Raw genomic sequence first — 13,974 nt, 5'->3', positions numbered from 1 at the left:
TGCCACCCGTGATTCCACCGACCGCCAGCGGGACTACTTCCGGTCGCCGGCCTGCAGCAGATCGGCCAGCACGGGGCCGATGACGGCCAGCGCCTCGGGCTGGGTCATCGTCTCGTGGCTGGCCGCCACCTGGTGCACGGTGACCCCGGCGGCGTAGGGCCGCCACGCCGCGACGATGTCCCGCTGCACGCCGTCGTTCTGCATGGCCTTGAAGAACTGCACCGTCCCGTCGAACACCTGCGGGGTGTAGCTCTGGGTGAGTTCGGCCGACCGCACCGCACTGGTGTAGATCCGCCGCAGCCGGTCCGGCGTCAACGCCACCATGTCCGTCGGGAGCGCCTCGTACAGCTTCATGAAGTCCGCTTCGCTCAGCACACTCAACTGTTGCGGGTCGATGCCCTGGATACCGATCTCGGCCAGCACCTCCAGCATGGCGTCGTGGAAGAAGTCGATGTCGAAGCTGTGGTCGCTGTCCAGCATGGCGAGCAGCTCGACTTCCTGCCCTGCCGCCCGCAACCGCACCGCGATCTCGTGCGCGAGCACACCGCCGAGCGACCAGCCGAGCAGGCGGTACGGCCCCTCCGGCTGGACGGCGGTGATCTCCGCCAGGTAGCGGGCGGCCATGTCGTGCAAGGACTCCGGCGGATCGGCGTCCTCCGACAGCGCCGGGGACTGCACACCGTAGATGGGCTGCTGCGTGTCCAGCTGCTGGGCCAGCCCGCTGTAGCACCAGGACAGGCCGTACATCGGGTGGATGCAGAACAGCGGTTTCCGGCTGCCGGTCTTGCGGATCGGCAGTATCACGCTCATCGAGGCATCGGAGCCAGCATCGTAGTCGAGGCCGGATTCCAGCGCCTCCATGATCCGAGTCGATATACCGGCCACCGTCGGGTCCAGGAAGAACCACTGCACCCGCAGTTGCGCGCCGGTGGCCCGACGCAGCCGGCTCACCGCTTGGCTGGCGACCAGGCTGGTGCCGCCCAGCGCGAAGAAGTCGTCGTCCAGACCGGCCCGTTCGATACCGAGCACCTCCGCGAACACCGCCGCGACCGCTTGCTGCAGCGGGGTCACCGGCTCGCGGTAGGGCCGCGCGGTGAAGGCGGGGACCGGTAACGCCTTGCGATCAAGCTTTCCGCTCGCGTTCAGCGGCAGCTCCGGCAGCGTGACGAGCACCGACGGCACCATGTACGCCGGCAGCCCACGTCGAGTGTGCTCGAGCAGTGCCGCCTCGTCGATCATGTGACCGGATGCGGCCACCACATAGCCGACCAGGCGATCCGGCTCCGGTACCAGCGCGACCGCGGCGTGACCGACTGAATCGTGCTCCAGCAGGACGGCTTCGATCTCGCCCAGCTCGATGCGCTGGCCGCGCAGTTTCACCTGGAAGTCGGCGCGTCCGAGGTATTCGAGGACGGGGGAATCGAGTTCTCCTGCGGGGGCGGAGCTTGCGGAACGGCCCACCAGCTTGACGATGTCACCGGTGCGGTAGAGCCGGGCGCCCGGCTCGTACGGGTTGGCGACGAATCGTTCGGCCGTCAACGCCGGCGCACCGAGGTAGCCGCGAGCCAATTGCACACCGGCAACGTACAGTTCGCCGGTCGCGCCGACCGGCACCTGCCGCAGCTGGCGGTCGAGCACGAATACCCGGGTATTGGCCGCCGGGGCACCGATCGGCACCGCGCCGCGGATCTCGCCACGGCCGGTCGGAGACAGCGGAGTGGAAGCAGGCACCGCGGCGGCGGTCACCACCGTCGCCTCGGCGGGGCCATACCAGTTGTACAACTCGCCGGACATCCGGTCGTGGAACGCGGCCGCGGTGGTGGCGGTCAGCGCCTCACCGGCAGCGAAAACCCGGCACGGCAAGGTATTCGGGAGTTGCTCCAGTTCCAGATACGCGTCCAGCATCGACGGCACGAAGTGCACCGTGCTGACGGACTCCTTCTCGATCACCTCGGCCAGATACCGTGGATCGCGGTGCCCGTCCGGTTCGGCGACCACGATACGGGCGCCGGTCTGCAACGGCCAAAACAACTCCCACGTCGAGATGTCGAACGTGATCGGGGTCTTGTGCAGCACCACATCGCCGGTGGTGTGCGGGTATTCGCGCTGGTTCCAGCGGAACTGGTTCACCATCTGCCGGTGCGTGATCATCACACCCTTCGGGCGTCCGGTGGAGCCCGAGGTGTAGATAACGTAGGCGGTGTTGTCCGGCCGTACTCTCACGGCACCCGGACGCGACTCGCTCGGCTCGGAGATCCGCTCGGCAGCGGTCGCGATATTCACCTCTTGCGAAGCGGGTTCGAGCCGCTCGATATCGAGCACCGTCGCCGCGGTGTCGGTTTCGAACCCGTCCTCGACCGTGGTGAGCACGAACAGCGGCGCCGAACCGGTGAGCACGTAATCATTGCGTTCCACCGGATGATCCGGGTCGACCGGCACATAGGCCGCGCCGGTTTCCAGCACCGCGTAGATCGCTACCACCAGCTCCAGCGAACGCCGCATCGCGACCGCGATCCTGGTCTCCGGGCCCGCACCGCGCCGGACGAGTTCTCCGGCAAGGCGACTCGCGCGCGACCGGAGCTCCGCATAGGTCAGCGTCTCGTCGCCGAATGTCACCGCGGGCGCGTCGGGAGTGCGCTCGCACTGGGCGTGGAACAACGAAACCAGTGTCGCGTCGTCCACGAATTCCCGTGCCGTGGTGTCGTTCACCGCGTCCAACGCCGCCTGCTCGGCGTCGAGCAGCAGGTTGGTCGCTGCCAGCGTGCGCCGCGGACCGGCGACGAATTCGCCGATCAGCATCCGCATCCGGTCGGTGACAGCCTGTGCGGCCGCACCGTCGACGGTGTTGCGCTGGTAGATCACCTTCACCGTCAGCTGTGCGGTCAGTTCCACCAGCACCGTCAGCGGATAGTGGCTGAAGTTGACGCTCTGCAGACCCGTGATGGCCATGTCGTCGATCGAACTCGCCCGCTGCTGCAGCCCTTCGGTGTCGATCGGATAGGACTCGTACGCCAGCAGCGAATCGAACAGTCCGTCCACACCGAGGGCGTGCTGGATATCGGCCAGCCCCAGGTAGTGCCGGTCCAGCAGGGCTGCCTGCGCGGACTGCAAGCGGCCGAGCAGTTCTCGCACGGTCCACCGCGGATCGAACCGAACACGAACCGGGATGGTGTTCACGAACAGACCGACCATATCGTCGATGCCGTCGAGCTGCGGCGGCCGACCGGACACCGCGGCGCCGAACACCACATCATCGCGATCGGTTCCGGCCGCGATCACCAAGCCCCAGACCGCCTGCACCACCGTGTTGACGGTGACGCCGGATTCGGCGGCGAATGCCGCCAGCGCCGAGGTCTGCTCCGGCGACAGGTCGAACACCAGTGTCTCGACACCCGGCTCCGGTGCCGCGCGCCGCGCCAGTGCGGGCGCGAGCGGAGTCGCTTCCAGCCCGTCGAGCGCCTCCGCCCACGCCCGCAGCGCCGCATCGCGATCCTGACGCGACAGCCACGCCAGGTAGTCGCGGTACGGCCGCACCCGCGGAAGCTGCGACGAATCACCGTGCGTCGCATACAGGACCAGCAGGTCCTTCATCAGCAACGGCATGGACCAGCCGTCGAGCAGGATGTGGTGGGTGGTCAGCACCAGGTGGGCACTTCCGGATTCGGTGCGGTACAACGCGAATCGCACCAGCGGCGCCACCGCCGGATCGAACCGGTGCCGCAGATCGGCTTCCAGAATCGCAGGCAGCTCGGCATCGTGCACATCCTCCACGACCTGCCATCCCACCTCGACGGCGTCCACCACCAGCTGTACGGGGGTGCCGTCGGCGGCGGCGACGAAGGAGGTCCGCAGGTTCGCGTGCCGATCAAGAACCGCCTGCGCGGCGCCGCGCAGCCGCGCGAGATCGACATCGCCGGACAGCTCCACCGCGAACTGCATGATGTAGTCGTCCACCGGGGACGCTTCGGCGAGGAACAACAGTCCCGCCTGCAGCGGCGACAGCGGCAGCACATCGGACAGACCCGGCCGCGTCTGCCGCCAGGTGTCCAGCTCATCCTGGGTGACCTGCACCAGCGGCACATCCGACGGGGTGAGCCCGCCGGCCGCCGGATCCTGGGTGTGGCAGGCGAGCGCGGTCAGTGCCGACAGCCATTCGTCGGCGAGCTCGCGGACGTCCGCTTCACCGATGATCTCGGCGGCGTAGGCGAACGACACATCCATCCGCGGACCGGCGGCGGTCTCGTTGACGATCGCGTTGATGTCGATCACCGCGGGCATCGGCATCGCCGAATCCTGTTTGCCCGCAATGGCTCCCGGATCGCCGGTCGGCAGCCGGCCCGGATCGGCCATGCCCTCGGACACTCCACCAGCCGAGACACGGCCGAGATAGTTGAAGCCGATCTGCCCGAGGTCACCGGTGAGTTCGCCGGCAGTGGCCTCGTTCGAGTAGCGCAGCATGCCGTAGCCGATGCCCTTGTCCGGCACCGCGAGCAACTGCTCCTTCACCGACTTGAGTACCGCCGCAGCGGCTACACCGCCGGCCAGGGCGGCCTCGGTGTCGATGCCGGACAGATCCAGGGCCACCGGGTAGATACTCGTGAATCGGCCGATGGTGCGGGTCAGGTCGGCGCCGGGCACGATGCCCTCCTCGCGGCCGTGGCCCTCGAGCTGCACCCGGGTGACGGGTGCTTCGATGCCGCGTCGCGCCCGCCAGGTGCGCACCGCCACGGCGAGCGCGGCCAGCAGGCCGTCGATGACATCGGCGCGGTACAGCGCCGGAACCTCGGTCAGGACAGCGTCGGTGACCTCGGCCGACACCTGGATGCCGATCTGCCCGCGCGTCGCATCGGTGTCCACCGAGGCATCCAGGGCGCGGGTACCGAGCAACGGATCCGGCGTGGCCATCACCTGCCGCCAGTAGTCGACCTCGCCGGTACGCTCCGCTGCCGTGGCCGCCGCGGCCAGGCCATGTGCCCAGCGCCGGAACGAGGTCCCGACGGCGGGCAGCGTGACCCTCTGCCCCGCCGCTCGCTGCGCCGAAGCCACCGCGAGGTCCTGGATCAGGATGCGCCACGACACACCGTCGATGACGAAATGATGGGCCGCGACGGTGACAGCGTCGGGTGCGTCGGGGCGGCGCAGCCAAGTGAAGGTGATCATCTTGCCTGCGGCCGGATCCAGCGTCGCGAGCACGGAATCCATCGCCTTCCCGGCAATCCGGTTCAGCTCCGTCTCTTCGACTCCGGCCGGCACGTCGACCTCGGAGATGAGCGTGTTCACGTCCATGCCACCGAGCGGCAGCGCCTCGAACTGCCACTGCCCGTCGACGCGCCGCACTCGCGAGCGCAGCACATCGTGGTGGTCGAGAACGGCGGCGATGGTGGCGACCAGTCCTGCGCGATCGATTCCGTCCGGCAGGCCCAACACCATGCTCTGCGAGAACCGGTTGTAGCCACCCTGTTCGAGATATGCGGTAAGCACCGGCGTCAGCGGAATCTCGCCGACACCGCCGCCGGGCAGTTCGGCCAGCTCGATCGGCGCGGCGGCACCCGCCGTGACCGCGACCCGCACAGCGAGTCCGGCGACGGTGGATGTTTCGAAGAGTGTTCGTACTGGGACTCGTGAGTCGAGTGCGGCGCCGATGCGTGCTACGACTTGTGTGGCGGCTAGTGAGTTGCCGCCCAGGGCGAAGAAGTCGTCGTCGGCGCCGATCTGCTCGATGCCGAGTACGTCGGCGAATACGTTCGCGATGATTTCCTCGGTCGGTGTGGAGGGGGCACGGAATAGTTTGGTCTCGAATTCTGGTGCGGGCAGTGCTTTGCGGTCGAGTTTGCCGCTGGTGTTCAGCGGGAATGCGTCCAACTCCACGACTGCCGCGGGCACCATGTAGGCGGGTAGACGTTCGCTGATCGCGGTAATCAGTTCGGTCTGCTCGGCGGTGTGTCCTGACCTGGGCACGATGTAGGCCACGAGTTGGTCGCCCAGGCTCGATCCGGTGACTACTGCTACTGCTTGGCTCACGCCGGGTTGTGTCAGCAACGCGGTTTCGATCTCGCCGAGTTCGATGCGTTGTCCACGGAACTTCACCTGGAAATCGGTGCGCCCGATGTATTCCAGCCGGTGCGCGAGATCCCCTGCTGGTGCGCGCCATACCACGAGGTCACCGGTGCGGTACATCCGCTCACCGGCCGTGAACGGGCTGGCGATGAACCGGTCCGCGGTCAAATCCGGTCGAGTCACATAACCGCGTGCCAGCTGGTCACCGGCCAGATACAACTCACCGGGCACCCCGGCCGGGACCGGGCGCAGGCGTGAGTCCAGCACATACACCTGGGTGTTCCATTGCGGGCGCCCGATCGGTACGGTCCGCTCGTCACGCCCGTCGGCGGGCCAGTAGGTGACCGATACCGCGGCCTCGGTCGGACCGTAGAGGTTGTGCAGTACCGCACCGGATACGGTCTGCCAGGCTGTCACTGTTTCCGGTGGCAGCGCTTCACCGATCACGAAAACATCCCGCAGCGTCGGAACCGACCCCGGGGTCAACTGTGTGGCGAATACCGCCAGCATCGAGGGCACGAAATCGGTGACCGTGACCCGTTGCGCGGTGATCGTGTCCGCGACGTAGGCAGGGTCGCGGTGCCCGTCATGCGTAGCGACGACCAGTTTCGCGCCTGCCCGCAACGGCATGAAATAACCCCACAACGACACATCGAACGTTGTCGCTGTCTTCTGCAGATACACATCACCCCGACCGAGTGGGTATTGCGCCAACATCCACTCGATCTGGTTGTTGATCGCCGCATGCGATACCGCCACACCCTTCGGCCGACCTGTCGACCCCGACGTGAAAATCACATACGCCGGATGCTGCGGCGATACCGGACGCAGTAGTTCCCCAGCACGCACCGGGGAAGAGTCGAATCGGTCGAGGTCCAGTGTGTCCATCGTGAGGACGGTGATATCGCCGGGCACGGTGACCGCGTCCGTACTGGTCGTCACGACACAGGCCGGTTGAGCGGTGTCCAGGATGTGTGCGATGCGTTCGGCTGGGTGGTCGGGGTCCAGCGGCACCCACGCCCCACCCGCCGCGGCGATCGCATACATGCCGACCACGAGGTCGGGTGAACGCCGCAGGGCCAACCCCACCAACGATTCCGCGCCCACACCCTGCGAGATCAGCAACCGCGCAAGCCTGTTCACTCGTGCGTCGAACTCACCATAAGTCAGTTCGACACCCTCGAACACCACCGCTACCGCGCCCGGATCGGCAGCCACCGCACGCCGATACCCATCCAGCAGCAACCCGGAGTGGACCGGATGCTTCGTATCGTTCCATTCGTGCAGGATCCGACCCTGCTCAGCAGGCGCCAGCAGTTCCAGATCACCTACCGGAGTGTGTGGCGCGGTGAGGATCTCCCCCAGCAAACGAGTGAACCGCTGCGCGAACCCTTGCACAGTCGTCTGGTCGAATAGGTCGGTGGCGTAGGTGAACATGCCGGTGAGGCCGGTCGGTGTCCCTGACTGGTCGTATCGGTCGGCGAGGACCAGGTGCAGGTCGAACTGTGAGATCGCGGTGTCGAAGTCCACTCCCGACACTGTCAGCCCTGGCAGTTCGAGTGTGGTGACGGCCAGGTTCTGGAACGATAAACCGACCTGGAACAGTGGATGGCGTGCTGTGGAACGTGCCGGGTTGAGTACCTCGACCAGTCGTTCGAACGGCACATCCGCGTGCGCGAATGCTTGGATGTCGGTTTCGCGTTGACGTGCGAGCAGATCGGTGAACGCTTCACCGGTATCTATGTGGCTGCGGAATACCAGTGTGTTGATGAATGTCCCGATCAGATCGTTGAGCGCGGCTTCACCCCGGCCGGCCATCGGTGTGCCGATCGCGATATCGGTGGTGCCCGACAACCGGGCCAGCAACACCGCCAACGCGGTGTGCACGACCATGAACAGTGTCGCGCTCTGGGACTGCGCGACCTCGATCAGCCCACGGTGGGCCTCGGCATCGATATCCACTTCCACGGTGGCACCGGTGAAGGATTGCGTCGCCGGACGTGGCCGATCCGCGGGCAGGTCGAGCTGTTCGGGTAGATCTGCCAGTGCCCTCCGCCAGTAGGTGACCTGATCCGACATCAGCGAACCCGGGTCGTCCTCGCTGCCCAGTAGCTCACGCTGCCACATGCTGTAGTCGGCGTACTGCACCTGTAGCGGAGCCCAGTTCGGTGACTCGCCTGAGGAGCGTGCGACATACGCGGTCATCAGATCCCGCACCAGCGGGCCGACCGACCAACCATCGCCGGCGATGTGGTGGACCACCATCGCGATCACATATTCCGGGACTGCCCCGGCGTCCTGGATCTCGAACAGCGCGACCCGTACCGGCACCTCACCGGTGACATCGAACTGCGTCGAAACCAATCCCACGACAGCGGATTCGACATCCACCGCGGGGATCGACCGCACCGTCAACGGCAACGCCGCCTGAGCCGGCGACAAAATCAGCTGTATCGGGTCCCCGTCGAGGGCCGGATACACCGTACGCAGAACCTCGTGTCTGCCTACCAGGTCCGTGATCGCCGCACGCAGCGCCGACACATCCAACGAGCCGGTCAACCGGACCGCGATCGGCAGATTGTAGGCCGTGGACTGGGTATCGAACTGATTCAGAAACCACATCCGCTGCTGAGCCAGCGACAACGGGACCTGCTCCGGGCGGCGACCAGCGACCAACGCCACCCGCCCGAGGGTGCCTGCCTGCCGCTCGACCCGAACCGCCAACGCCGCGACAGTCGCCGCTTCGAACAGCAACCGCACCGGAACACGCGTGCTCAACGCCTCACCAAGGCGTGCGGTGACCTGGGTAGCGATCAGTGAGTTGCCACCCAAAGCGAAGAAGTCATCATCCGCGCCGACCCGCTCGATACCGAGCACGTCAGCGAACACCCCCGCCACGATCTCTTCGACCGGTGTCGAGGGTGCACGGAACACCTTCGCTTCGAACTCCGGCTCGGGTAGTGCTTTGCGGTCGAGTTTGCCGCTGGTGTTCAGCGGGAACGCGTCCAACTCCACGACCGCCGCGGGAACCATGTAGGTGGGAAGGATGTCGCTGATCCTCGACCGTAGCGCGACCGGATCGATCCGATCTCCCGCTGCGGCGACCACATAAGCCACCAGTTGGTCGCCCAGGCTCGATCCGGTGACTACTGCTACTGCTTGGCTCACGCCGGGTTGTGTCAGCAACGCGGTTTCGATCTCGCCGAGTTCGATGCGTTGTCCACGGAACTTCACCTGGAAATCGGTGCGCCCGATGTATTCCAGCCGGTGCGCGAGATCCCCTGCTGGTGCGCGCCATACCACGAGGTCACCGGTGCGGTACATCCGCTCACCGGCCGTGAACGGGCTGGCGATGAACCGGTCCGCGGTCAAATCCGGTCGAGTCACATAACCGCGTGCCAGCTGGTCACCGGCCAGATACAACTCACCGGGCACCCCGGCCGGGACCGGGCGCAGGCGTGAGTCCAGCACATACACCTGGGTGTTCCATTGCGGGCGCCCGATCGGTACGGTCCGCTCGTCACGCCCGTCGGCGGGCCAGTAGGTGACCGATACCGCGGCCTCGGTCGGACCGTAGAGGTTGTGCAGTACCGCACCGGATACGGTCTGCCAGGCTGTCACTGTTTCCGGTGGCAGCGCTTCACCGATCACGAAAACATCCCGCAGCGTCGGAACCGACCCCGGGGTCAACTGTGTGGCGAATACCGCCAGCATCGAGGGCACGAAATCGGTGACCGTGACCCGTTGCGCGGTGATCGTGTCCGCGACGTAGGCAGGGTCGCGGTGCCCGTCATGCGTAGCGACGACCAGTTTCGCGCCTGCCCGCAACGGCATGAAATAACCCCACAACGACACATCGAACGTTGTCGCTGTCTTCTGCAGATACACATCACCCCGACCGAGTGGGTATTGCGCCAACATCCACTCGATCTGGTTGTTGATCGCCGCATGCGATACCGCCACACCCTTCGGCCGACCTGTCGACCCCGACGTGAAAATCACATACGCCGGATGCTGCGGCGATACCGGACGCAGTAGTTCCCCAGCACGCACCGGGGAAGAGTCGAATCGGTCGAGGTCCAGTGTGTCCATCGTGAGGACGGTGATATCGCCGGGCACGGTGACCGCGTCCGTACTGGTTGTCACGACACAGGCCGGTTGAGCGGTGTCCAGGATGTGTGCGATGCGTTCGGCTGGTTGGTCGGGGTCCAGCGGCACCCACGCCCCACCCGCCGCGGCGATCGCATACATGCCGACCACGAGGTCGGGTGAACGCCGCAGGGCCAACCCCACCAACGATTCCGCGCCCACACCCTGCGAGATCAGCAACCGCGCAAGCCTGTTCACTCGTGCGTCGAACTCACCATAAGTCAGTTCGACACCCTCGAACACCACCGCTACCGCGCCCGGATCGGCAGCCACCGCACGCCGATACCCATCCAGCAGCAACCCGGAGTGGACCGGATGCTTCGTATCGTTCCATTCGTGCAGGATCCGACCCTGCTCAGCAGGCGCCAGCAGTTCCAGATCACCTACCGGAGTGTGTGGCGCGGTGAGGATCTCCCCCAGCAAACGAGTGAACCGCTGCGCGAACCCTTGCACAGTCGTCTGGTCGAATAGGTCGGTGGCGTAGGTGAACATGCCGGTGAGGCCTGTGTCGGGGCCTTGTTGTGGTGTGATGGTGAGTTGTAGGTCGAATTTGGCGGCTGTGTTGTCGAATTCGACGGTGTTCACCGACAGGTCTGGTAGTTCGAGTTGTGCCTGATCCATGTTTTGGAAGAACAACGCCACCTGGAACAGTGGGTGGTGTGCTTGCGAACGTGGCGGGTCCAGGACCTCGACCAGCCGCTCGAACGGTAACTCGGCATGGGAAAACGCCGCGAGATCGGTTTCTATGGTCGTTTCGAGCAGGTCGCGGAACGACGATGCGGGATCGACCACGGTCCGTAGTGCCAGCATGTTGACGAACATGCCGACCAGCCCGTCGAGTTCGGGCTCGCCGCGCCCAGCGACCGGTGTACCGATGGTGATATCGCCGATACCGGACAGTCGGGCCAGTAACACGGCGAAAGCGCTGTGCACCACCATGAACAATGAAGCACCACTGGCGTGGGCGAGATCGTCGAGCCCTGCTCTGATCGGTGTGTCGAGTAGGAAGGTGAACACCGCGCCGCGCCCCGAGGCGTGTGTGGGTCGCGGGCGGTCCATCGGGAGGTCGAGCCGACCCGCAACGCCCGCGAGGCCCGCACGCCAGAAAGCGATCTGCGCCGCGGCCACCGAGTCCGGGTCGTTCTCCTGGCCCAGGACCGCGCGCTGCCACAGGGTGTAGTCCGCGTACTGCACCGGCAGCGCAGCCCAGCCGGGTGCGGTGGCGGCGCGACGCGCGAGGTAGGCGGTCATCAGATCACGTACCAGCGGAGCGATCGAGGTGCCATCGGCGGCGATGTGGTGCACCACCACAGCGAGAACGTAGTCATCGTTACCGAGCCGGGCCAGCGACAGGCGCACAGGCACTTCGGCCGCGACGTCGAACCCGGTCGAGGCGTATCCGCGTAACCAGTCCAGGAGTTCGTGCTCGGTGATCGGTGTGGGTGTCAGGTCCGCGACCGTCTGGGCCGCAGGCACAACCACCTGATATCCCGAACCGTCCACCGCCGGATACACCGTCCGCAACGACTCGTGACGCTCGATCACATCCACGACCGCCGCCTGTAACGCCGCGACGTCCAACGCACCCGACAACCGGATCGCGAACGGAATATTGTTCACCGCGGAACCGGTATCGAACTGATTCAGAAACCACATCCGCTGCTGCGCCAACGACAACGGGATTTGTTGCGGGCGCTGCACCGCAACCAACGCGCGACGTGCTGGGCCGCCTTCGAATTCGGCGAGCCGCGCAGCGAGTAAGGCGACCGTGGGTGCCCCGAAAACTATCCGGGCGGGTATCCGCACACCGACCGACGCGCCGAGCCGAGCCGCGACCTGCGTCGCGATCAGCGAGTTACCGCCGAGCTCGAAGAAATCGTCGTCCGCACCGACCCGCTCACCCACGCCGAGTAATTCACCGAACACCTCCCCGACCAACTCTTCCCACGGCCCCACCGGTGCACGGAACATCCTGGCCTGCAGGTGTGGTGTGGGTAGCGCCGCACGGTCCAACTTGCCCGCGGGAGTCAGCGGGACCTCTTCCAGCACCATGACCGAGGTCGGCACCATATGCGCGGGCAGGCTGCGTTCGGCATGCGCGATCAACCCACCGACATCGATCGAGTGCCCACCCATCGCGTGTACATAGGACACGAGGATCGTCGCCCCGCTGTCCAACCGGTGCCCGACCGTGACAGCGAAATCGACGCTTTCATGGTCGGTGAGCACAGCATCGATCTCGCCCAACTCGATACGGAAACCGCGGATCTTCACCTGGAAGTCGTTACGGCCCAAATACTCCAACTCGCCATCGGCGCTCCAGCGCACCAAGTCACCGGTGCGATAAAGCCGGGAACCATTCACATCGAACGGGTTCGCCACGAAACGCCCAGCCGTCAGACCAGGTCGTTGCCGGTAACCACGAGCCAATTGCGGTCCAGCGATATACAACTCACCGACCACACCAACCGGGACCGCGACCAAACGGTCATCCAACACATACTCGGTGACCGCCCGGATCGGCGCACCGATCATCACCGCCACACCCGGCAGCAACGACGCACTGATATTCGTCGCGACCGTCGCCTCGGTCGGCCCGTAAGCGTTATAGAACTCACGCTCACCACCAGGAATCGGAATCACCCAACGACGCACCAACTCCGACGGACACGCCTCCCCACCCACCACGACAACCCGTAACTCCTCGAGACCAGCAGGATCCACCGAAGCCAACGCGGCAGGCGTGACGAACGCATGCGTCACCCCTTCCCTCCCCAACAACACAGCCAACTCATCGCCACCGTAAACCGTCGGCGCCACCACCACCATCGTCGCCGCACCACCAACCGCGAGCAACAACTCCAACACCGACGCATCGAACGACGGCGACGCGAAATGCAACGTCCGTGACACCTCGCTCACCCGATACCGGTCACGTTGCTCCACACACAAACCCGCCAACCCCGCCTGGGTCACCACAACACCCTTCGGGACACCCGTCGAACCCGAGGTGTAAATCACATACGCCGGATGCTCCGCCCGCAACGGCCGTAACCGATCCGCATAAGTGACCGGCTCGACCGAATAACCCTCCAACTCACGCACAAAAACATCGGAATCGATAACCAACCACTCCACACCACCAGGCAACCCATCCACCACACCCCCAACAGTCAAACCCAACACCACCCCCGAATCCCGCACCATATGCTCAACCCGATCAACCGGATAATTCGAATCCACCGGCACAAACCCCGCACCAGTCTTAGCCACCGCCCACACCGCAACCACAGAATCAACCGAACGCGGAATCCCCACCGCAACAAGATCCTCCGGCCCCACACCCCAACCGATCAACAACCGAGCCAACCGAGTCGACCGCTCATCCAACTCCGCATAACTCAACCGCGCCAACACACCCACCGCATCAGCAAAAACAACCGCAACACCAGTCGGATTCGCCTCAACCGCCGTCGCCAACAACTGCGGAAGCGTAGTGACGTGTGGCCGCCGGGTCCGGTTCGGGCGGACGCGGGCCGGGCGTGTCATGCCGGCACCCCTTCCGCAGTCTCGTCACACCGCCGCCAGACCGCCCGAACCATGAGATTCCTCACCCTGTCAGTTGTTGCCAGTTGTTGCCACACATCACGCTCCCCCCGCCTGATGACCATCGAACCTACGCATGCCCATCGTTACAAATCCGACTACGCACGCACGCCGAGCACGACCGGGCATGCGGGCAGTCGGATCGCGGGACGACGCTTGCGA

At 65.5% G+C, this 13,974-nt stretch carries 1 protein-coding gene; it reads right to left on the bottom strand.

Going from position 1 to position 13,974, the window contains the following annotated elements; translation table 11 throughout:
* Nucleotides 1-33: 33 nt before the first annotated feature.
* Entirely contained in the window at nucleotides 34-13,755 is a 13,722-nt protein-coding gene (locus OHB12_RS28695; RefSeq protein ID WP_327112457.1) for a non-ribosomal peptide synthetase, read from the bottom strand.
* Nucleotides 13,756-13,974: the final 219 nt, after the last annotated feature.

It is taken from the genome of Nocardia sp. NBC_01730, from assembly GCF_035920445.1.
GTDB lineage: Bacteria > Actinomycetota > Actinomycetes > Mycobacteriales > Mycobacteriaceae > Nocardia.
This window is presented reverse-complemented; position numbering and strand designations above follow the sequence as displayed.